The sequence below is a fragment of the Actinomycetospora sp. TBRC 11914 genome (assembly GCF_012933465.1).
Lineage (GTDB): Bacteria > Actinomycetota > Actinomycetes > Mycobacteriales > Pseudonocardiaceae > Actinomycetospora.
In genome coordinates this window covers 727,656-749,037 of the sequence record NZ_JABBND010000001.1, presented here as the reverse complement: position 1 = coordinate 749,037, position 21,382 = coordinate 727,656, and the positions used below count along the sequence as shown (strand labels likewise).

Genomic DNA, 21,382 nt, shown 5'->3' with positions numbered 1-21,382 from the left:
CTCAGGAGTGCGCGTCGACCGCCGCGGAGATCTTCCCCGCGAGGTCCGGGTCCTTCGCGGTGAGGCCGCCCTCCGAGTGGGTCGAGAGGCGGAAGGTCAGCGTGCGGTAGCGGATGTCGATGTCCGGGTGGTGGTCGGCGTCCTCGGCGGCGTCGGCCACGTCGTCGACGGTGGCGATCGCGGCCCGGAACGACGGCAGCTGCACCGTCCGCACGATCTCGGCCCCGTCGCGCTCCCAGCCGGGGAGGCGGGAGAGGGCGTCGGCCACGGCGTCGTCGCTGAGCAGGTCGGCCATGGCGTCATCGTGACACGCCCGGAACGCTCCGGTCAGCGCCAGGACACGGCGGGGGCGACGATGGACCGGTGCAGGTCGTGGTGGGGGCGGCGGTCGTGGCCGGCGGGAGGCTGCTCGCGGCGCAGCGCGCCGAGCCGGCGGACATGCGGGGGTGCTGGGAGCTGCCGGGCGGCTCCGTCGAACCGGGGGAGAGCGAGCGGGCGGCGCTCGTGCGGGAGCTGCGCGAGGAGCTGGGGCTGCCGGTGGTGGTCGGGGAACGGCTCGGGCCGGACATGCCGGTCGAGGGCCGCCGCGGCACGGACCTCCTGCTGCGCTTCTACCGCGCCACCCCGGTCGACGGCGCGGAGCCGCACGCGCTGGAGCACCTCGCGCTGCGCTGGGTCGGTCCCGACGAGCTCGACGACCTCGACTGGCTGCCCTCCGACCGCGCGCTGCTGCCGCAGCTGCGGGCCCTGCTCGACGACGACGACCACCACGACGGCCGCGACGACGACCTCGACGACGACGCGGTCACCACCGGCGAGACGCCGGTCCTGGAGACCTGAGGCGGCTACGCGGCGCGGGCGCGCTTGACGGCCTTCGCCAGGTCCTTGCCGGTGAGCCCGGACTCCGCGGCGCGTGCGGCGCGCATCAGCACGACGGGGCAGCCCTTGCAGCGCGGGGTGGATCGGCAGCACTTCTTCTTGACCCGCTTCGCGCCGGTGATCGCACACGCCCGCTTCGGGTCGACGGTCAGCCGCGTCACCGCGGGCCGCTCGACCTGCCCGTGCTTGCGGGGCGGATCGGTCAGCGCCTTCGCACGGTCCCGTGGTCGGAGACGGGCCAGGGCGTCCACCCAGCTCGCCGTCGTCGCCCCGGATGCCATGAGGTGAGGCTAACCTGACGAGCGCCGGTGACGAAAGGGCCGACGACGGGCCCGCCGCGGCCGCGTGCCACGATGGCGATCCCCGTACCCCAGCAGGCCGCGGGCCCGACGGCGCCGGCCGCGGGCGCGGCGGAGAGGTTCCTCCCGAGCCCGACATGGCCCCGACACCCCGAGCCGTCCGCCGTGGCGCGAGGTCGTGTCGGTGGGGACGGATCCGGGTGCTCGCGGCGGGGCTGCTCGTGGTCCTGCTGGCCCTCGCGGGGTGCAGCACCGCGCCGCCCCCGATCGTCGGGCAGGCCCCGACGCCGGCGCCCACGAAGCCGCAGCCCCAGCTCGAGCCGGACCCGACGCAGCTGCGGATCGGGGTCGACGACCTCGGGGTCGGCTTCAACGTGCACCGCATCGCCGACCTCACGCCGACGAGCCGGACGACGGCCGCGCTGGTCCTGCCCTCGGCGTTCCGCATCGGGGCCGACGGCGTGCGGCGGCTCGACACCACGGTCGTCACCTCGGCGAAGGTCACCTCCACCCGGCCGTACACCGTGTCCTACGAGATCGCGCCCGCCGCCGCGTGGAGCGACAACGCGCCGATCGCGGCCGAGGACTTCGTCTACCTCTGGCAGCAGATGCGCTCGCAGCCCGGCGTCGTCGACGCCGCCGGGTACCGGGCGATCTCCGACGTGCGCTCCCGGGCGGGCGGCAAGGCGGTCGACGTCGTCTTCGACCGGCCGTACCCGGCGTGGCCCACGCTGTTCGACGCGCTGCTCCCCGCCCACCTGCTCAAGGACGCCCCCGGGTCGTGGGGTGGGGCCCTGCAGGACAACATCCCGGTGTCCGGCGGGCCGTACGCGATCCGCCTCGTCGACCGGATCCGGGGTCAGGTCACCCTGGCCCGCAACAGCGTCTACTGGGGCACGCCCGGCGTCCCGGACCAGATCGTGCTGCAGGCCGCCGACCACGCCTCGCTGATCGACCGGGTGCGCACCGGGGACGTCCAGGCCACCCAGTTCCGCTCGGACGCCGCGGACCTGGCGGCGCTCGACGCGCTCGCGGCCGCCCCGCCGGGCCCGGCCGGGCCGCTGGCGGTGAAGACCGTCCCGGAGGCCAGCGAGGTCCAGCTCGCGCTGCGCAGCGACGACGGGCCCCTCGCCGACCCCCGGGTCCGCCGGGCCGTGGTGTCACTGCTCGACCGCGACGCCCTCGTCGCCGCCGGCACCGGCGGCGGCCCGGCCTCCGGGCTGCGGGCCGACGCCTTCGCGACCGCGCCGTCGGAGGCGGGGTACGCGCCGACCATCACGCCCGACTCGCCCGCCCGCGCGCCGGACCCGGCCGGGGCCGCCCAGCTGCTCACCGCGACCGGCTACGTGCGCGGTGGCGACGGCCGGTGGACCCTCGACGGCAAGGCGCTGCGGCTGCGGCTCGCCGCGCCCCCGCAGGCCTCGCCGTACGGCCGGCTCCTCGGGACCGTCGCGGCCGAGCTCAACGCGGCGGGCATCGGCACGACGGTGGTGGCCGACTCCGGGGCCAACCCGTTCCCGCCGGGCCGCGGCCCGATCCCGTCGAGCACGGCGTCCGCGCCCGCCACGCCCTCGACCCCGGGGCCGCTGACCTCCTCGGCCGTGCCGGGCACGACGACGACCTCGCCCGCCCCGCCGTCGTCGACGCCCACCACGACGAGCACCCCGAGCGGCACCACGACGTCCGTGCCGCCGATCCCGAAGTCGGACTCCGACATGGCGGTCGCCGACATCACGGTGCTGGCCCTGCCCGTCGGCGGCGACCGGATCGCCGACCTCGACTCGATGGTCGGCTGTCCCGGGCGCCAGGCCCCGACGACGTCGGGCGGGTCGCCCGCCGTCCCGCGCCCCACCACCGCGGCCCCGCCCACGACGACCACCGTCGCGCCCGCGGCGCCCGCCCCGCCGCCGGGGCAGCCGACGACGGCCGCGGCGCCGACGAGCACGACCCCCGCGGCGACCCCGTCGGGCGGCGCCGGGGCGACCACCACCACGCCGCTGGACAGCGACGGCACGCCGGAGACCTCGGAGGCCCTGTCGGTGACGGGCTTCTGCGACCCGACGCTGCAGTCCGTGCTGGACGGCGCCTCGTCGGGCGCGATCGGGGAGGACACGGCGCTGGCGCTGGCCGAGCCGCTGCTCTGGCGCGAGACCCCGCTGGTGCCGCTGTTCCAGGCCGCGTCGACGCTGGTGAGCCCGGTCGGGCGCACCGAGGTCGTGGTGCCACCGCTCGGCGTCAGCCCCTTCGCGTCGGCGAACCGGTGGAACCCGCCGGCGCGCCAGGCACAGGCCAACGGTGACGCCAACAACTGACCGCGTCCGCGGTCGTTGAGGAGTGAAGCGCCCGTTCGGGTGCGACGTGTACTCCGGGCGAGGATCTCGTCACAGTGCGGAAACGTCACGGGGTGGCGGTACAGGTCTGGACCACTTAGGTTCCTCGCGGCGAGGAGACGATCTCGTCGCCGCAAACGTCCTCTGGAGGTGTGGTGACCAGGATCACCGGGCGCGGTCGCTCGCGCTGGATGCTCGCCGCGGCGGCCGCGGCACTCCTCGCCCTCGTGGCCGCGTGCGGTGGGGGCGGTGGCGGCGACAACTTCGGCTCCACCTCGGCCCCGACGGCCAAGGGCAGCCAGAACGGCGTCTACCACGCGCCCCAGGTGCAGGCCGGGCCCGGCGTGACCTTCACCGCGGACACGGCGTACACCGCGTACAACAACGATGCCGCGGACGCGAACTCGCTCTACAACACCTACGTCCTCACCCAGGTGCTCTCCACCGCCACCTGGGTCGACGCGAACGGTCAGGTGCTGGTCAACGGCGACGTGATGGACGGGATCGTCCAGACCTCGACGAACCCGCAGACCGTGCAGTGGCGCATCAAGCCGGGCGTGACCTGGTCCGACGGGCAGCCCTGGAACTGCAAGGACTTCTACCTCGCCTACCTGGTGGGCAGCGGCAAGATCCCGGGCTTCACGCCGGCCGGCACCAACGGCTACGACCAGATCGGTCAGGCCCAGTGCCTCAACGACCAGACCTTCCAGGCGACGTTCGCCAAGCCCTACGCCGACTACATGGGCCTGTTCGGGCAGGGCAACCTCGACCTGCTGCCGGCGCACGTCCTCGAGGCCAAGACCGGCGTCCCGGACATCCGCCAGATCACCCCGCAGTCGCCGCCCGCGCAGATCGCGGCGATCACCAACTTCTGGAACAAGGGCTGGAACGGCTTCGACAAGTCGGTCGACCTGTCGTCGGGCCCCTACCAGCTCGACAGCTGGGTGCAGGACCAGTCGGTGAAGCTGACCCGCAACCCGGCCTGGAAGGGGAACCCGGGCGGGCCGGAGAGCATCACCTACCGCAACATCGCCGACGCGACGGCCGAGGCCCAGGCACTGCAGAACAACGAGGTCCAGGTCGCCGCGCCGCAGGTCGACGTCAACGCGGCGAACCTGCTGCGCGGGCTCGCCGCCCAGGGCGTGAAGTTCCAGGCGACGACGGGGTCCACCTACGAGCACCTGGACATGAACTTCAAGAACCCGCTCTTCGCCGACAAGGCGGTGCGCCAGGCGTTCGCGCAGTGCGTGAACCGCCAGGAGATCGTCGACAAGCTGGTGCGCGGCGTCCAGCCCGACGCCGCGCCGCTGCAGAGCCTGATCTACCTGCCCAATCAGCAGGGCTACCAGGACACCTACTCGCAGATCGCGACCGGCAACGCCGCGCAGTCCAACCAGACCCTCACCCAGGACGGCTGGGTCAAGGGACCGGACGGCATCTACACCAAGAACGGCCAGCGGCTGCAGTTCCGGATCAGCCACACCAACGTGCCGCGCCGGGTCCAGACGGTGCAGCTGATCCAGGCCGAGTGCCAGCAGGCGGGGATGCAGGTCGTCGACGACAACGACCCGAACTTCCTCGACCAGCGGGTCAGCCAGGGCGACTACGACGTGGCCCTGTTCGGCTGGATCAACGACCCGTTCATCTCCTCCCACCAGTCGATCTACAAGACCGGCGGCGGGCAGAACTGGCAGGGCTACTCGGACCCGAAGGTCGACCAGATGATGGACCAGGCGGTGTCGAACCTCGACCCGAACGGCTTCCGGCAGACCTGGCAGGACGTCGACCGCGCGATCGCGGCGGACCTGCCGTCGATCCCGTTGTTCGTGCAGCCGAACATGGTCGGGTACACCGACCGGATCGACAACGTCTACTACCAGCCGAACTTCGGTCCGCTCTACAACGCGAACGAGTGGGTCGTCCAGGGCGGCTGACCCGCCCCGACTCCCGGTGCCCGCCGGGCCGGCGACCTCGGTCCGGCGGGCGCACGAGCAGGAGGTGACACGTGGCCGCGTACATCGTGCGGCGCGTCCTGATCTCGATCGGCGTGCTCTTCGTCGCCACGTTCCTGCTGTACGTGGCGGTGGCGAGCTCGGGTGACCCGCTGGCGGCCCTGAAGGCGCGGCCCGGGATCAGCCCGGCGACCATCGAGGCCACCGCCCACTCCCTCGGGCTCGACCAGCCCGTGGTGGTGCGCTGGTGGCACTGGCTCACCGGCGTCCTCACCGGCAACTGGGGCACCAGCGTCGCGCTCGGCGCCGCGCGGGCCGAGGTCTTCCCGGCGGTCGCCCACGCGCTGTGGGTGACCATCCGGCTGGTCGTCATCGCCGAGCTCCTGGCCCTGCTCGTCGGCTGTGCGGTCGGGGCGGTCGCCGCGCTGCGCCAGTACTCGATCACCGACTACGTCGCGACGACGCTCGCGTTCGTGCTGTTCGCGATGCCGGTGTTCTGCATCGGCATCATCCTCAAGGTCTACGGCATCCAGCTGAACCTGCTGCTGATCGACCTCGGCGTGGGGCGCTGGCTCACGACGGCGGGTCCTCCCGACGGCGGGTTCACCGGCTCGCCGGGCGAGGTGCTGTTCAAGTTCACCGGGGCGTACCTCCTCCCGACGATCGCGCTGGCGGCGATCAGCTTCGCCGCGTACAGCCGGTTCCAGCGGGCCTCCATGCTCGAGACGATGCGCTCGGACTACGTGCGCACCGCCCGCGCGAAGGGCCTGTCCGAGCGGCAGGTGGTGCTCCGGCACGCGCTGCGCAACGCGCTGCTCCCCGTCACGACCTACTTCGCCTACAACTTCGCGGCGGTGTTCGGCGGCGCGATCGTCACCGAGCAGGTGTTCGGCTGGAACGGGATGGGCTCGCTGCTCGTGCGCTCGATCCAGCAGTACGACCCGAACATGCTCATGGGGTGGCTGATGGTCACCGCGGTCATCGTGGTGCTGTTCAACCTGCTCGCCGACATCGCGTACAGCTACCTCGACCCGAGGATCCGCCTTGGCTGAGATCACCGACACGGACCCGCGGACGACGACGCACCCGGGGAAGGTCCCGCCGTCGGCGCGACCTGACGGCGGCGAGCCCGAGAGCGTCTACCTGACCCAGGGGCAGCTGGTCCGACGGCGCTTCCTGCGGCACAAGGCCGCGATGACGAGCCTGACGATCTTCGTGGTGTTCGTGCTGTTCGTCTACATCGCGCCGTACTTCCTCGGCTACTCGCTGACGAACCTCTCGGCCGGGTCGTACGAGGACCCCAGCCCCGCCCACATCTTCGGTACCGACCAGGTCGGCGCCGACGTGTTCTCGCTGGTGATGAGGGGGTCGCAGTACTCGCTGCAGATCGGTCTGCTCGCCGCCGCCATCGCGACGGTCCTCGGCGTGCTCCTCGGCACCGTCGCCGGGTACCTGCGCCGGGGCACGGACACCGCGGTCTCCCGGGTCACCGACCTGTTCCTCGTCGTGCCGCTGCAGGCGGTCGCCGCCATCCTCATCGCCGGCTTCGGCGGCTCGTGGTGGCTCGTCGGCCTGGTCCTCGGGTTCTTCCTCTGGATGCCGATCGCCCGCGTCACCCGCGCCGAGTCGCTCTCGCTGTCCCAGCGCGAGTTCGTCGAGGCGGCGCGGGCGAGCGGCGCGACGACCGGCCGGATCGTCACCAAGCACCTCGTCCCGAACATGGTCGGCACGATCGTCGTCAACGCGACGCTCACGCTCGCCCTGGCGGTGCTGACCGAGGCCGCGCTGTCGTTCATCGGGCTCGGCGTGCAGATCCCCGACACCTCGCTGGGCCTGGTGCTCAACCAGAACTACACCCAGCTCGCGACGCGGCCGTGGCTGTTCTGGGCCCCGTTCGTCGCGATCGTGCTGATCTCCCTGACCATCAACTTCATCGGCGACGGGCTGCGCGACGCGTTCGACCCGCGCCAGACGCGGAGGTGACGTGGCCCATGAGCGAAGCCGCACCGCTGCTCGAGGTCGAGGGCCTCTCGGTCACCTTCCCGTCCGAGGAGGGCGACGTCCACGCCGTCCGCGACGTCTCGTTCGCCGTGGCGGCCGGCGAGGTGCTCGGCGTCGTCGGCGAGTCCGGGTCGGGCAAGTCGGTCTCGCTGATGGCCGTGCCCCGGCTCCTGCCGACCTCCGCCCGGGTCACCGGCTCGGTCCGCTTCGACGGGACCGAGCTGGTCGGCGCGGACCAGGACACCCTGCGGAGCCTGCGCGGCGCCGACGTCGCGGTGATCTTCCAGGACCCGATGAGCTCACTGAACCCGGTGCACACCGTGGGCCGGCAGATCGCCGAGGCCCGGCGGGCGCACGGGAAGGTGTCGAAGGACGAGGCGTGGGCCGACGCCGTCGCCGCGCTCGCCCTCGTCGACATCCCGCAGCCCGAGACCCGGGCCAAGCAGTACCCGCACGAGTTCTCCGGCGGCATGCGTCAGCGCGCCATGATCGCCATGGCGATGGTCAACAAGCCCCGCCTGATCATCGCCGACGAACCGACCACCGCCCTCGACGTCACCGTCCAGGCCCAGGTGCTCGAGGTCCTCGACCAGGTGCGGGTGGAGTCGGGCGCGTCGATGGTGCTGGTCAGCCACGACCTCGGCGTCGTCGCCGGCACGGCCGACCGGGTCCAGGTCATGTACGGCGGCACGATCGTCGAGACCGGCCCGACCGAGGAGGTCTTCGACCGGCCCCGGATGCCCTACACCGTCGGCCTGCTGTCCTCGCTGCCCGCCGTCGACCAGCTCGGCGGGCGCCTGCAGCCGATCCCGGGCGCCCCGCCGTCGCTGGTGGCCCTGCCGGCCGGGTGCTCCTTCGCGCCGCGCTGCCCGCTCGTCGAGGACGCCTGCCGCGAGGCCGAACCGCCGCTGGAGACCGTCGCCGGCGGGGAGGCGGGACCGGCGCACCAGACCCGCTGCCGCCGCTGGCCGGTGCTCGCCGACGGCTCCACCACCGACCTGTTCGCCCGCGGCGGAGCGACGGGGAACGACATCGAGGTGTCCGCATGAGCTCCGCCCCCACCGGGACCCCGGCGCCCGTGACCGACGGCGCGCACGACGGCGCCCTGCTGCAGGTCCGGGACCTGACCACGACGTTCCCGGTCCGCAGCCAGGGCGTGATTCGCCGGACCGTCGGGCGGGTCCAGGCCGTCACCGAGGTGTCGCTCGACGTCGACGAGGGGGAGACCCTCGGGCTCGTCGGGGAGTCGGGCTGCGGCAAGTCGACGACCGGCCGCTCGGTCCTCCAGCTGGTCCGGCCCGACTCGGGCTCGGTGCGCTACGACGGCCGCGAGCTCGTCGGGCTGTCGCCGAAGGAGATGCGGCCGCTGCGCCGCGAGCTGGCGATGGTCTTCCAGGACCCGTTCGGCTCCCTCGACCCGCGTCTGCCGGTGTCCGAGCTCATCGCCGAGCCGCTGCGCATCCACCGGGTGTACTCCGACGAGGCGTCGCTGCGGGCCCGCGTGGACGAGCTGCTCGGGCTCGTCGGGCTCAAGCCCGAGCACCGCAGCCGGTACTCCCACGAGTTCTCCGGCGGGCAGCGGCAGCGCATCGGGATCGCCCGGGCCCTCGCGGCCGAGCCGCGGGTGATCGTGCTCGACGAGCCGGTGTCCGCGCTGGACGTCTCGGTGCAGGCCGGCGTGGTCAACCTGCTCGAGGACCTCCAGGAGCGGCTGGGCCTCTCCTACCTGTTCATCGCCCACGACCTGTCGGTGGTGCGCCACATCTCCGACCGGGTCGCGGTGATGTACCTCGGGAAGGTCGTCGAGGTGGGTGACGCGGCCTCGGTCTACGACAACCCGCGCCACCCCTACACCCGGGCACTGCTCTCGGCGGTGCCGCTGCCCGACCCGGCGGCGGAACGGCGTCGCCGCAGGTCCCGCGTGGTGCTCTCCGGCGAGATCCCCAGCCCGGCGGACCCGCCGTCGGGCTGCCGGTTCCGCACCCGCTGCCCCAAGGCGCAGCAGCGGTGTGCGGACGAGGTCCCGGTGCTGCGGCCGTCCGACCCGGTGGGGCGTCACACGTTCGCCTGCCACTTCCCGGAGGGCGACGCGGACTCGGCGGCGTAGTTCCGCTCCGCCGTCGGTCGGCCTTCTCGTGACGAACGGGTCGTTCGTGCGCGTAGAAGCCACGAACGGGTCGTTCGTCCCGGACGGCCGGTGCGCGGACGGTCGCCGGGGCTGCTCCGACCGGCCTCAGGTCCCGACGGCGAGGGCGACCAGCCGGCGCGTGCGCCCGGCGTCGGGCGCGCCCCGCAGCGCGGCGACCGCGTTCGCCGGGGCGAGGGCGCGGCACCAGGCGTGGAGGAGGTCGGGGTCGAGGCCGGGAAGTGCCCGCGCGAGCGCCGCGACGGTGGCGTCCACGCCGGACGGGTCGACGAGCACGAGGTCGACGAGGTCGAACGTCCGGTCCCCGACGTGCGGGCGCGGGTCGATCACGACGGGGCCGGCGGCACCGGCGAGCAGGTTGGCCGGGTGCAGGTCGCCGTGGACGAGGCCGTGGTGACCGCGACGTCCCGCGAGCCCGAGGGCGTCGGCCTCCCCGCGGTCGAGGGCCTCGAGCGGCACCCGGGCGCGCAGGCGGGGCTCGGCGGCGACCTGCTCGCGCACCCGGCGGAGCCAGTCGGCGACGCGCTCGCGCAGTGGTGGCACCGCGGGCGGGTCCGGAGCGGCGGACCAGAGGTCGACGACGGCGGGCAGGACGTCGAGCGCCCCGCTGCCGGTCAGCACGGTGCCCGGACGCACGCGTGCCAGCAGGAGCCCGCCGTCGTCCTCGTGGTCGAGCAGGTCGACGACGTGGGCCACGGGCGCCCAGTGCGTGAGCGCGGCGGCCTCGGCGGCGGCGATCGCGGGGACGGGGTGCAGCTTGAGCACGCCGCGGTCGGCGGGGAGCACCAGCGCCGAGTTGCCGGAGAGCACGACGCCGTCGCACCGCAGGCCCCACCGCCGGGCCAGGCCCTCGACGCGCGCCGGGACCTCGTCGAGCCACGCCGCGACGCCGTCGCCGAAGCGGACGGTGAGCCGGCGCCGGGCCTCGTCGGGGATCTCGAACACCGGGCCAGGGTGACGTGACGGGCCCGTGGCGGCGACGCGGTTTCCGGCTCCTGGTCGCGTCGTCCACGGTGGGCGGGACGAGGTACCGGACCCCGGAACGGGTACAGGGGCAGGCGTGGACGAGATCACCGCCGAGGACGAGATCGCCGAGTGGAGCCGGGCCCAGGCGCGGGTGATCGCCCTGGTGCAGGGCGCGACCGACGAGCAGGTGGAGACGACCGTTCCCGCCTGCCCGGACTGGACGGTGCGGGACCTGTTCTCCCACATGGTCGGGCTGGGCACCGACGTCGTCGCCGGCGACGAGCCCGACGACCACAACGCGGAGTGGACCGCCAAGCACGTCGAGGAGCGCCGGGACCGCTCGGTCGCCGACCTCGTGGCCGAGTGGCGCGAGACCGCCGAGCCGCTGCGGGCGTGGATGGCCGAGCACGGCACCCGCCCGCTCGGCGACGTGGTCATCCACGAGCAGGACCTCCGCGGCGCCCTCGGTGTGTCCGGGGGCCAGGACAGCGTCGGGGTCGCGCTGATCCGGGACCGGTTCGCGCCGCGGGTCGGCGCGCGGCTGCCCGAGGGCACCACGCTCGGCCTCGTCGGGGACTCCTGGTCGTGGGCCTCCGACGGCGGGGACCCGGAGGAGGCCGACGTCGTCCTCGCGGCCCCGGACTTCGAGCTCGCCCGGGCGCTGCTGGCGCGGCGGTCGGCCGACCAGCTCCGGTCGTGGACCCGCTCCGGTGACGTCGAGCCGGTGCTCGACGCCTTCGCCACCCTCGGCTCCCTCCCGCACGACGAACGTCACGAGTAGGCGCCCGGCCGCCCGATCTCCCCGCGGCTAGGGTGCGCGGGTGCCCGCTCCCCGCCGGATCGTCCTGGTCCATGCCCACCCGGACGACGAGACGATCACCTCCGGTGGGCTCATGGCACGGGCGGTGGACGCGGGGGTCGGGGTCACGCTGGTGACGTGCAGCCTCGGCGAGCTGGGCGAGGTCATCCCGCCCGACCTCAAGCACCTCGAGGGGCGCCCGGAGCTGGCCGAGCACCGCGCGGGCGAGCTCGCGGCGGCCTGCGCCGCCCTCGGCGTCACCGACCACCGGTTCCTCGGCGGCCGCGGCCGCTGGGTCGACTCCGGGATGGTGTCCGCGGGCCGGGGCATCCTCGCCGCCGCCCCCGCGCACCTCTCCAGCGGCGCGTTCGCCGACCGCGCCGAGGTCGACCTCCAGGTCGCGCAGCTCGCGGACGTCCTGACCGAGGTGGACCCCGACGTCGTCGTCAGCTACGACGCCGCCGGCGGCTACGGCCACCCCGACCACGTGCGCGCCCACGAGATCGCCGGCGGCGCCGTCGAGAAGCTGGACCCGCTGGGCGAGCGGATCGCGCTGTGGGCGACCGCGGCCGCCCGCGGCGAGGTCGCCGCCGGGCTCGAATCGCTGCGTCGTCGGCCGTGGCTGCCGCTGCCGGTCCCGACGGTGGAGGACCTCCCGACGGTGCCCGACGAGACCATCACCGTCCGCCTCGCGCTCGGGCCCGCCCGGGTGCGCAAGCTCGCCGCGCTGCGGGCGCACGCGACGCAGATCCAGGTGTTCGACGACGGCAGCGAGCCGCCCGCCTACGCCCTGTCCAACGAGCTCGCCCAGCCCGTCCTCGCGTCCGAGGGCTTCGTGCTGCTGCGGGGCCCGAGCGGGGCGGACGAGGCGCTGGAGGCGCTGTCGGCGTGAGGGTGGGGGCATGAGGGCGGTGGCATGAGGGCGAGGACCGCGTGGCAGGGCGTCGCGGTCGCCGTCCTGGCGCTCGACGCGGCCCTGCTCGCGTGGACCGAGGTCGCGTGGCTGTCGCTGCGGGTCGGGACGGTGCCGGTGCCGGTGTCGGTACTGGTCGCGGCGGTGACGACGCCGCTGCTGGTCGTGGCCGCCGACCGGGTGCGGCCCGGGACCCGCGTGGCGTTCGTCCCGCTGGTGGTGTGGCTGCTCGTCGTGGTGGTGCCGGGGCTGTGGAGCCCGGCGGGCCCCGGGATGTTCCCGACGGACTGGCGCGGCATCGCGCTGGTGGGCGCCGGGCTGCTGCCGAGCGCGTGGGCGGCCGCGCGCCCCGCGCGGGTGCCGCGGGCGCCCGCGGACACGGCGGCGGGGCCCGGTGCGTGATCAGGAGGACGTGGGGCAGCGGCGGAGGCCGGCCCGCAAGTCTGCCGTGCCCCTCACCGAGCCCTGATCACCGGCGACGTTCGGCGCCGACCAGCCCGATCACCGTCCACGTCGCCGAGACGCCGAGCAGCGGCACCGCGAACGACGCGATCGAGGGCGCCAGGTCGATGTCGACCCGGCAGGCCAGCAGCAGCGCGACCGCGACGACGACCCCGAGCAGCCCGTCGGCGACCCGGACGCCCCGCGGCGGGGGTGGCGGGCGCCGTGCCGCGGCGGCGGCCCGGGCCGCGTGGGGGCCCGGGAGGGGACCGTCGGGCGTCGTCGGGACCGGATCGCGGCCGGCGTCGTCGGGAACCCGCCGTGCCCGGCCGCGGGCGGGCAGCCCCGTGCCCAGCAGCTGGGACACCGCCGGGCCGAGGCCGTCGCGGTCGGTGCGGACCGCCCGGGAGGCGTGCACCAGGGAGTCCCGGCCGTGGTCGGCCGCGGCGAGCTCGGCGTACTCGACCTCCCACGCGTCGAGCCGGCCGCCCAGCGCGCGGAAGACCAGGCGCCGTTCCCGGCGCCGGCCGCCGGGCGGGAACCACCAGGACACCGAGCGGGTGCCGTCGCGGCCGGTCCGGCAGGCCCCGTAGTGCGCGCCGAGCGCGACCAGCTGCCCTCCGACCTCCGCGCGCACCGCGTTCGCCCACGGGCCACCCGTCATCCCGCCCACCCCCGGCCTGCACTGTGACACGCGTCATGGCGCAGGACCAGGCGCGCCGGGCGGACCCGACGGATCGGCCGGTTCGCGACGGTTCAGGAGGAATGCGGACCGGGAACGAGGCGGGCATGGCCCACGTCTCCGACCAGTACATGATCAGCGTGCTGCGCCCGTTCGTCGCGGCGACCGGCCCGGTGCTGGGCGGGCTGCGCGACGCGGATCCGTTCCGGCTGGGGCGCCTCGCCCGACGGCGGGCGATCCAGCTCGAGAACGCCCCGTCGGACCCGGCGCCGGAGCCCCCGGCCCGGACGCGGGTCCAGAAGGTGCGGCGCGGGGTCCGCACGTTCCGCCACCGGGCCCTCGACCGGCTCGCGACCTCCCGGCTGCCCGGCACGCCGCGCTGGTCGGTGATGTCGCCGGAGGAGCGCGACGACTGGTGGGTCGGCCGGGTGGGCCGGTTCACCTCCGCGATCGCGTCGATCCCCGGGATCGGGGGTGCGCTGGCCCGGCGGCTGCCGGTCTCGGACATCCTCGGGCTGGCCGCGCAGGGCCTCGTCGTCTGCGCGATCGCGGGCGAGCACGGGGTGACCACGCGCGACGACCAGGTCCGGCTGCTGGGCACGGTGCTCTTCGGGCGCGACCTGCGCCCGGGCGAGTACGGCGACCCGCACGCCGAGGGCGTCGAGCGCGACGCGCGCGACCTGACCGGCGAGCTCTCGACCGGGACCCCCGAACCCCACGACGGGAAGCTGCGGGCGCTGGCCCGGGCGGTGTGGCGGATGGGGCGGTCGCTGTTCGCGCTGCACGAGGAGCTCGACCGCCGCCCGCAGGGCCGGTGGTGGTGGCGCACCCTCGCCAACGTGCCCGTCGTCGGAGCGCTCGCCTCGTACAAGAGTGAGCGCTCGGGGTTGAAGCGGGCGGCCCGGCGGGCAGCCGCGCTGGCGTCGCAGGGCGGGTCGGGGCGCGCGGGCGGCTGACCGCCACGGGTGTGGCGTCACCCACGTCGTCCCGGGGTCGACCCGCCCGGGCGCGACGCGCCGCCGAACGGAATACTGCGTGGCGGTTTCACCGACGTCGCGGGACCGCAGGGCGCGCCGACCACCACCGGCGGGTCTTCTCCGGGTGCCGTGACGGTGACGAGAGCGAGGAGCAGGAGCCGACGTGACGTACGTGATCGCCGAACCGTGTGTGGACGTGCTCGACAAGGCGTGCATCGAGGAGTGCCCGGTCGACTGCATCTACGAAGGCGGTCGGATGATGTACATCCACCCCGACGAGTGCGTCGACTGCGGTGCCTGTGAGCCGGTGTGCCCGGTCGAGGCCATCTACTACGAGGACGACGTCCCCGACCAGTGGTCGGTCTACACCCAGGCCAACGTGGACTTCTTCGACGAGCTCGGCTCGCCGGGCGGGGCCTCGAAGGTCGGCAAGGTCGACCGCGACGCCGGCCCGGTGCCGGACCTCCCGCCGCAGGGGGAGTGACGAGCTCCGGAGTCCGGTTCCCGGAGCTGCCCGACTTCCCGTGGGACAGCCTGGCGGCGGAGACGGCGACGGCGCGGTCGCACCCCGACGGCGTCGTCGACCTCTCCGTCGGCACCCCCGTCGACCCCGTGCCGGCGGTCGTCGCGGAGGCGCTGCGGGAGGCCTGGAACTCGCCGGGCTACCCGCAGACCTGGGGCACGCCCCGGCTGCGCGCGGCCGCCGTCGACGCCCTGGAGCGCCGCTACGGCGCCGCGGGCGTCGTCGCGGACGCGGTGCTGCCCACCATCGGCTCCAAGGAACTGGTGGCGTGGCTCCCGACGCTGCTCGGGCTGGGCGCGGGTGACGTCGTCGCCATCCCCGACCTCGCCTACCCGACGTACGAGGTGGGCGCGCTGCTGGCGGGGGCGAAGCCGGTCCGCGTGGCCGACGACGAGCCGCTGCCCGCGGGCGTGCGGCTGGTCTGGCTGAACTCGCCGTCGAACCCGACGGGCCGGGTGCTCGGCGTCGAGGCCCTGGCCGCGCGGGTGGCGGAGGCGCGCGGGCTGGGCGCCGTCGTGGCCTCCGACGAGTGCTACCTCGGGCTGCCCGCCCCCGGGGCCGACCCGGTGTCGGTGCTCGATCCCCGGGTGCACGGCGGGTCGGTCGACGCGCTGCTCGCGGTGCACTCGCTGTCGAAGACCTCGCAGCTCGCCGGGTACCGGGCGGGGTTCGTCGCCGGCGACCCGGCCCTGGTCGCCGGGCTGCTCGCCGTCCGCAAGCACGCCGGGATGATCGTGCCGCGGCCGGTGCAGGAGGCGATGACGGCGGCGCTGTCCGACGACGCCCACGTCGCCGAGACCCGGCAGCGCTACGACGCCCGCCGGGCCCTGCTGCGCCCGGCGCTCGAGGCGGCGGGCCTGCGGGTGGACCACTCCGAGGCGGGTCTCTACCTGTGGGCGACGGCGGACCGGCCGTGCCGGGAGACGGTGGGCTGGCTCGCCGAGCGCGGGATCCTGGTGGCGCCGGGCGAGTTCTACGGGCCGGCGGGGGCGCGGCACGTGCGGATCGCGCTGACCGCGTCGGACGAGCGGATCGCGAGGTGCGCTGCGCGCTTGTGAGCACTAAATGTCGGTATACCGACCTTTAGTGCTCACGAGGGCGAAGCCCACCGGAACACCGCCGGCGCCGCGCCCTGCACCACCGAGGCCACCTGCAGCCAGCGCGGCACGAACACCTCGGCCCGGCCCCGCTCCACCGCCCGCAGCGTCGCCGCCGCGACCCGGTCGGCCGATACCGGGCGGGGGACCGACCGGTCGTAGCCCCGCCGCGCCAGGAACGGGGTGTCGACGACGCCGGGCAGCACGGTGGTGACCCCGACGTCCGGCTCCTCGAGGCGCAGCGCGTCGGCGAACGTCCGCAGGCCGGCCTTGGCCGCCGAGTACGTCGCCTCGCCGGCCACCCCGAGCGCCGCGATCGACGCCACGAACACCACGTGGCCCCGGGCCCGCACGACGTCGGGCCACAGCGCGCGGGTGAGCTGCACGGGGGCGACGAGGTCGGCGGCGAGCACCGCGTCCACGGTGTCGGGGTCCACGCCCGAGAACGGCCCGGCCGCCCCGACGCCGGCGGCGTGCACCACCAGCCCCACCCCGTGCGCGCCGCAGGCGGCGACGACGGCCGCGCGGCCCGCCGTCGTCGTGAGGTCGGCGACGACGCCGTGCGCGCCGGTCGCGCCGGCCACCGCGTCGAGACGGCCGGGGTCGCGCCCGGTCACGACCAGCGGCGACGCCCGGCCGGCGAGCCGCCGCGCGATCGCCTCCCCGATCCCCGACGAGGCCCCCGTCACCAGGGCGGGCGCGCCGTCGGGTACCCGGCTCCGCTGAGGGCCGTGCGTCATCCGGGGCAGCTGCTGGACGCCGAGGACTCGGGGGCGGGGTCGTGCTTCTCCCAGATCGCGGCGTCCTCGGGGGCCTCGCCCCGGCGCAGCAGGATCGTGCTGCGCAGGGTGACGAAGGCGATCCCGAGCAGGACGACGACGCCGGCCAGCGCCTGCCCGGCGAGCAGCGGCGCCGTCGTGTCCAGGTCCTCGCCGAGCCACGCGATGCCGGCGAAGACCCCGACGATCGGGTCGGCCGTGGTGATCACCGCGACCGACGGCGAGACCAGCCGGCCCTGCTGGAAGGTGTTCTGGCTGAGCAGGAAGCCCATGGGCCCGACCACGCAGGCGGCGTAGAGCGCGGGCGTGGTGAACAGCTCGCCCAGCCCGCCGCGCACCGCGGTGGTCACGGCCTTCATCAGCGCCGCGGTGATCCCGAACAGGATGCCGGTGGCGAGGGCCAGCGCGAGGATGCGCAGGGGGTGGGTCGAGAGCCGGGCGAAGACGAGGCAGGCGACCACCAGCACCACGATCGTCACGAGGAACGGCACGGAGTCGGTGACGTCGAGGTGCTCCGAGCCCGGCCCGGCGACCGGCCGGGCCTGCAGCAGGAACGCCGCGAGACCGGCCGCGGTCAGCAGGCCGCCGACGAGCACCCACCGGTCCGGGGTGCGGTGGTGCAGCAGGGCGGAGAAGACGCCGGCGAACACGACGCCGGTGACCAGGAGGGGCTGCACGACGGCCAGCGGCCCGAAGGCGAGCGCGACGAGCTGCATCGACAGCGCGAGCACCGTCATCACCAGGCCGAGCAGCCACCACGGATGGCGGAGGAGGTCGACGACGAGCCGCGGGCTCAGCGTCGACGACACCGGTACCTCGTGCGTGGCGCGCTGCTGCGCGGCGCTGGCCATCCCGAACCCGGCGGCTCCGACGACCGCGGCGGGGACGGCGACCAGCAGCGAGACGGCTTCGGTCACCGCGATACGCCTCCGTGCCGGCCCCGGGCAGTCCTCACGAGGCCACGTCAATGCTTCGTGTGGTCACCATTCTCCTCCTCGGACGCAACACCTGCTTCACGAATCAGTGCCGCCCACGCCGCGTCCACACGTTCGGTGAGGTCGGACCCACCCAGGACGGCGTCGTCGACGGCCAGTCCGAGCCCGAGCGTGCGGCCCCACGCGATGGCCCCGACCGCCACCCCGACGCCCTCGGCCAGCGGCAGCACCGGCACGACCTCGGCCACCAGGCCGCCGCCGATGTGGATCGGGCGCCGCACGCCCGGCATGACCGAGACGATGAGGTGGAAGAACCGGCCACCGTAGGTCAGGCGCGCGAACACCCGCTGCGCCCACCGCGGGAAGCGCCCCAGGACCGCGAGCACCGCTGCGGAGCCCTCCGCCTGCCCGGAGGCCCGGCCGCGCTCCAGGGCCTCCGCGACCACCTCCACCCGCCGTCGCACCGGGCCGGGGGCGACCGGCAGGTCGACGGCGACGGCGGCCGTGCGGTTGCCGGTGTCCGCGTGGTCGGCGCCGGCGCGCAGCCGCACGGTGAGCGGCACCATCGCGCGCACCGTCGTGGCGCCCGGCGTGGCGAGGGCCTCGGCGACGGCGGCCACGACGACGACGGTGGTGCTGGTCCCCAGGGCCCGCGCCAGGGCGCGGACCTCGGCGGCGTCGCGGACCCGGCTCACGATCCGGGTGCTCGCGGCGCCGCCCCGGGCCCGGTCGCCGAGGGCGCCGCGGCGGGCACCCCCGGCGCGGGCGAGCGTGGCGATCCCGGCCACCCGACGGCGGGCCAGGGCACGCCGCGAGGCCCGGTCCGGGGCCGCGTCGTCTCCGCCACGCCCGCTCACCGGCACCGACGCGGCCTCGTCGGAGAACAGGCGCACCAGGGCGTCGGTGACGGCGAGCCCGTCCCCGAGGCTGTGGTGCACCGCGGCGAGCACGGACACCCGGTCGGGGCCGTGCCGGGCGACGGTGAGGAACCACCCGACGTCGCGGGGATCCACGGCGGCGCCGACGACGTGGGCCGTGGTCGCGGTGTCCTCGTCGCCCTCGCGCAGGACGGGGTCGACGTGGCGGGTCGGGTCCGGGACGGCGGGCACCCACCGCAGGGCGCCGCGGTCCTCCAGGCGCCGGGCCAGCAGGGGGATGTCGGCGGCCCGGGTGCGGACACGGTCGGCGACGAGGGCGGGCCAGTCGGTGGTGTCGCCGGGCGGGGTCGCGATGGTGATCCGGGCGCCGAGCACCTGGGGGACCCGCTCGGTGGAGGCGTGCCAGAAGAGCGCGTCCTCGGAGCGCATCCGCGTGGTGCGACCGGTCCCGGCGAGGGCGTCGGCGAGGTCCTCGCCGGCCGGTCGGGCGCGCAGGGCCGCGACCGTCGCCGCGTGGACGCCCGGCTCGGCGAGGCGGCGCAGCGCCGCGGTGAGGGCGCTCGGCCCGCGGCAGAGCCGGGCGAGTCCGGCGCGGTGGAGCAGGCGGGCGTTGTCGCGGCCGTGGCCGGGGATGGGGTCGACGACGAGCAGCGGGCGCGCGCACGCCAGCGCCTCGAACGCGCTGGCGCCACCGCCGGTGGTGACGACGACGTCGGCGGTGCGCGTCGCGGTGACCGGGTCGTCGATCCAGCGGTGCACCTCGACCCGGCCCGGGCGGGCGGCGGCGAGCGCGTCGATCCGGGCGCGGACGTGGTCCTCGGTGGTGGCGACGACGGCGTCCGCGCCGGCGGCGAGCACGGCGTTCACCACCGTGGGGAGGTCGCCGAACCCGAGCGACCCGGCGGCGACGAGGACGCGGAGCCGTCCGGTCCCGGTGTCAGGAAAGTGGCGTTGCTGACGTCCAGTGTCTGCAACGCCACTTTCCTGACATCCCGACGGAGGGCGGAACCCGGACCGCACCGGCCACCGCACGACGCGCACCGCCGTCCCGGGTGCCGAGCGCCGCACCCGCCGGGCCGCCTCCTCGGTGGTGACGAGCACGGCGTCGAGGTCGGCGTCGCACCACAGCGGCTGCGGGGCGGGGTCGGAGAGCACGACGACGGCCCGCGCCGGCAGCCGCCCGGTCCGCCGCAGGTGACCGAGCCCCGCAACTCCTTCGGGGAAGGTGGCGACGACGAGGTCGGGCCGGTGGGCGGCGAGCAGCGGCGCGATCGAGCGGGCGCTCCACCGGCCGAGCACCGCCCGCGTCCCCACGCGGAAGAACCCGACGTGCACCAGCAGCCCGTAGTAGAGCCCATAGAGCCACGGCAGCGCCCGCACGCAGGTGGCGTAGATGTCCGAGAACGTCCGCGGGGCGCCGGCGCCCATCCCGGCGAGGACGTCGCTCGTCACCACCTCGGCCCCGGGCCACGCCGTCCCGACCGCCTCGGCGACGGCGGCCGCCGCGGCGTGGTGCCCGGCCCCGATCGACCCGGAGAGCACGAGCACCCGGCGGGGTGCTCCGGCGGCGCGCCCGCCCCGGGTGGCGCTAGCGTGCGTCGGTGAGCCGGAGGCAGCGGACGTCGGAGCACCGGCGCTGGTCGCCGTGGGTCGCGTCCCCGTCGACCCGGTCTGCGCCGTCTCCGTCACCACGGACCCCCTCGCGTGTGCTGGTGCTGTCGGCCCCCGTGGGCGAGGGCCACGTCGCCGGCGCGCGGGCGCTCGCGACCCGGATGCGCGCCGCCTGGCCCGACGCCGTCGTCGACGAGGTGGAGACCGTCGCGGGCGGGCCGCGCCGTACCCGGCTGCTCGCCGACGCCTACCGCGTCGTCATGCGCGCCGGACCGGCGCTGTACGGCCTCGCCTACGACGTGCTGGGCCGGCTGCCCCGGCTCGCCGCGCTCTTCCAGCGCCGCGGCGCGCCGGCCACCGCCCGCGCGCTGCGCCCGGTGCTGCGCCGCCACGCCCCCGACCTGGTGGTGTGCACCTACCCGGTGACCTCGGGCGGGCTCGCCCTGCTGCGCCGCCGCGGCGAGCTCACCGCCCGCACCGTCGCCGTCGTCACCGACCCGGCCGTGCACCCGTTCTGGGTCTGGCCCGACGTCGACGAGACCTGGGTGATGCTCGACGAGGCCGCCGACGCGGCCCGCGGGCTGGGCGCCGCGGACGTGCGGGTCGTCCCGCCGGCCGTCGACCCCCGCTTCGCCCCGACCGGTGCCCCGGAGCACGACGGGCTCACCGTCCTCGTCACCGGCGGCTCGCTGGGCTTCGGCGGGCTCGAGGACGCGGTGGACGCCGTGCTCGCCGCGGGCGACGGCGTCCGGGCGGTCGTGCTGTGCGGGCGCAACGCCACCCTTCGCGCCCGCCTCGAGGCCCGGCACGACCCGCGGCTGCGCGCCCTCGGCTGGACCGACGCGGTGCCCGCGGAGATGGCCGCGGCCGACGTCGTGCTGACCACCGGCGGCGGGATGATCGCCAACGAGGCGCTCGCCGTCGGACGCCCGGTGCTCTTCGCGACCCCGGTGCCCGGCCATGGCCGCGCCGGCGCCGCCGCGCTCGCCCGCGCGGGCCTCGCCGTCGTCTGCCCGCGCCCGGGCGACGTCACCGCGGCCGTCGTCGACCTGCGCGACGCCCCGGAGCACCGGGAGACCCTCGCCGCGGCGGCCCGGGCGTTCTCCGCGCGGGACCTCGACGCGGCCCTGGCCGGGCTGGCGGCCCGGACCGCGGGCGCCGCCGGCTGAGGCGC

21 protein-coding genes are annotated in these 21,382 nt (G+C 75.6%); 14 read left to right on the top strand and 7 right to left on the bottom strand.

Annotation, left to right across the window (positions count from 1 at the left end; all coding sequences use genetic code 11):
* Position 1 precedes the first annotated feature (1 nt).
* Complete coding sequence (locus tag HH311_RS03590; RefSeq protein ID WP_169182147.1) at positions 2-295, bottom strand: 4a-hydroxytetrahydrobiopterin dehydratase; 294 nt, start codon at positions 293-295, stop codon at positions 2-4.
* A gap of 68 nt (positions 296-363) precedes the next feature.
* Here HH311_RS03590 and HH311_RS03585 point away from each other — a divergent pair, with 68 nt between their 5' ends.
* The gene (locus HH311_RS03585; protein ID WP_169182146.1) at positions 364-840 is read left to right on the top strand and encodes a (deoxy)nucleoside triphosphate pyrophosphohydrolase; all 477 of its coding nucleotides are present in this window, start codon (positions 364-366) and stop codon (positions 838-840) included.
* A 5-nt stretch (positions 841-845) separates the two neighbouring features.
* Here HH311_RS03585 and HH311_RS31325 read toward each other — a convergent pair whose 3' ends face one another.
* Positions 846-1,160, bottom strand: a complete 315-nt coding sequence (locus HH311_RS31325; RefSeq protein WP_169181566.1) for a hypothetical protein — start codon at positions 1,158-1,160, stop codon at positions 846-848.
* A 218-nt stretch (positions 1,161-1,378) separates the two neighbouring features.
* On the opposite strand from HH311_RS31325, the gene HH311_RS03575 reads away from it, so the two are divergent.
* The 6 genes from HH311_RS03575 (at position 1,379) to HH311_RS03550 (ending at position 9,568) form a co-directional block, all read left to right on the top strand.
* Positions 1,379-3,490: an ABC transporter substrate-binding protein gene (locus HH311_RS03575; RefSeq protein ID WP_169182145.1), complete on the top strand. Its 2,112-nt coding sequence runs from the start codon at positions 1,379-1,381 to the stop codon at positions 3,488-3,490.
* 173 nt (positions 3,491-3,663) lie between these two features.
* The gene (locus tag HH311_RS03570; protein ID WP_211189490.1) at positions 3,664-5,442 is read left to right on the top strand and encodes an ABC transporter family substrate-binding protein; all 1,779 of its coding nucleotides are present in this window, start codon (positions 3,664-3,666) and stop codon (positions 5,440-5,442) included.
* Between the two features lie 71 nt (positions 5,443-5,513).
* Positions 5,514-6,512, top strand: a complete 999-nt coding sequence (locus HH311_RS03565; RefSeq protein ID WP_169182144.1) for an ABC transporter permease — start codon at positions 5,514-5,516, stop codon at positions 6,510-6,512.
* Positions 6,505-7,443, top strand: coding sequence for an ABC transporter permease (locus HH311_RS03560; RefSeq protein ID WP_396027414.1), 939 nt, complete (start codon positions 6,505-6,507; stop codon positions 7,441-7,443). The genes HH311_RS03565 and HH311_RS03560 overlap by 8 nt, the downstream gene beginning before the upstream one ends.
* 8 nt (positions 7,444-7,451) lie before the next feature.
* On the top strand, positions 7,452-8,510 hold the full coding sequence (locus tag HH311_RS03555; protein ID WP_169182143.1) for an ABC transporter ATP-binding protein: 1,059 nt from the start codon (positions 7,452-7,454) through the stop codon (positions 8,508-8,510).
* Positions 8,507-9,568 (top strand): ABC transporter ATP-binding protein, encoded by a 1,062-nt coding sequence (locus tag HH311_RS03550; RefSeq protein WP_169182142.1) that lies wholly within the window; start codon positions 8,507-8,509, stop codon positions 9,566-9,568. Before HH311_RS03555 ends, HH311_RS03550 begins: the two co-directional genes overlap by 4 nt.
* A 126-nt stretch (positions 9,569-9,694) precedes the next feature.
* Here the strand turns inward: HH311_RS03550 and HH311_RS03545 are convergent, their stop codons facing one another.
* A complete protein-coding gene (locus tag HH311_RS03545) occupies positions 9,695-10,552 on the bottom strand; it encodes an aminoglycoside phosphotransferase family protein (protein ID WP_169182141.1) in 858 nt (285 codons plus the stop codon).
* Between the two features lie 115 nt (positions 10,553-10,667).
* Between HH311_RS03545 and HH311_RS03540 the strand changes: the two genes are divergently transcribed.
* Genes HH311_RS03540 through HH311_RS03530 form a run of 3 tightly spaced genes read left to right on the top strand, consistent with a single transcriptional unit; the run spans position 10,668 to position 12,687 of the window.
* On the top strand, positions 10,668-11,354 hold the full coding sequence (locus HH311_RS03540; protein ID WP_169182140.1) for a maleylpyruvate isomerase family mycothiol-dependent enzyme: 687 nt from the start codon (positions 10,668-10,670) through the stop codon (positions 11,352-11,354).
* 40 nt (positions 11,355-11,394) lie between these two features.
* On the top strand, positions 11,395-12,264 hold the full coding sequence (gene mshB / locus HH311_RS03535; RefSeq protein WP_312029923.1) for an N-acetyl-1-D-myo-inositol-2-amino-2-deoxy-alpha-D-glucopyranoside deacetylase: 870 nt from the start codon (positions 11,395-11,397) through the stop codon (positions 12,262-12,264).
* Positions 12,265-12,288: 24 nt separating this feature from the next.
* Positions 12,289-12,687 (top strand): hypothetical protein, encoded by a 399-nt coding sequence (locus HH311_RS03530; protein ID WP_248291997.1) that lies wholly within the window; start codon positions 12,289-12,291, stop codon positions 12,685-12,687.
* 67 nt (positions 12,688-12,754) lie between these two features.
* On the opposite strand, the gene HH311_RS03525 is transcribed toward HH311_RS03530, so the two are convergent.
* Entirely contained in the window at positions 12,755-13,390 is a 636-nt protein-coding gene (locus tag HH311_RS03525; protein ID WP_169182139.1) for a hypothetical protein, read from the bottom strand.
* Between the two features lie 101 nt (positions 13,391-13,491).
* On the opposite strand from HH311_RS03525, the gene HH311_RS03520 reads away from it, so the two are divergent.
* The 3 genes from HH311_RS03520 to dapC all read left to right on the top strand — a co-directional run bounded on the left by HH311_RS03520 (position 13,492) and on the right by dapC (position 15,966).
* Entirely contained in the window at positions 13,492-14,364 is an 873-nt protein-coding gene (locus HH311_RS03520) for a hypothetical protein (RefSeq protein WP_169182138.1), read from the top strand.
* Between the two features lie 184 nt (positions 14,365-14,548).
* Complete coding sequence (gene fdxA, locus HH311_RS03515) at positions 14,549-14,869, top strand: ferredoxin (RefSeq protein ID WP_116709287.1); 321 nt, start codon at positions 14,549-14,551, stop codon at positions 14,867-14,869.
* Positions 14,866-15,966, top strand: coding sequence for a succinyldiaminopimelate transaminase (dapC, locus tag HH311_RS03510; RefSeq protein ID WP_169182137.1), 1,101 nt, complete (start codon positions 14,866-14,868; stop codon positions 15,964-15,966). Before fdxA ends, dapC begins: the two co-directional genes overlap by 4 nt.
* A gap of 32 nt (positions 15,967-15,998) precedes the next feature.
* Here the strand turns inward: dapC and HH311_RS03505 are convergent, their stop codons facing one another.
* The 3 genes from HH311_RS03505 to HH311_RS33070 are packed head-to-tail and all read right to left on the bottom strand — an operon-like array spanning position 15,999 to position 20,145.
* Positions 15,999-16,745 (bottom strand): SDR family oxidoreductase, encoded by a 747-nt coding sequence (locus HH311_RS03505; protein ID WP_169182136.1) that lies wholly within the window; start codon positions 16,743-16,745, stop codon positions 15,999-16,001.
* Complete coding sequence (locus tag HH311_RS03500; protein WP_169182135.1) at positions 16,742-17,701, bottom strand: DMT family transporter; 960 nt, start codon at positions 17,699-17,701, stop codon at positions 16,742-16,744. Before HH311_RS03500 ends, HH311_RS03505 begins: the two co-directional genes overlap by 4 nt.
* Before the next feature lie 47 nt (positions 17,702-17,748).
* Positions 17,749-20,145 carry a WS/DGAT domain-containing protein gene (locus tag HH311_RS33070; protein ID WP_169182134.1) on the bottom strand — a complete coding sequence of 799 codons (2,397 nt, stop codon included), beginning with the start codon at positions 20,143-20,145 and terminating at the stop codon, positions 17,749-17,751.
* A gap of 158 nt (positions 20,146-20,303) precedes the next feature.
* Here HH311_RS33070 and HH311_RS03490 point away from each other — a divergent pair, with 158 nt between their 5' ends.
* Positions 20,304-21,377, top strand: a complete 1,074-nt coding sequence (locus HH311_RS03490) for an MGDG synthase family glycosyltransferase (protein ID WP_312029922.1) — start codon at positions 20,304-20,306, stop codon at positions 21,375-21,377.
* The last annotated feature ends 5 nt before the right edge of the window (positions 21,378-21,382 follow it).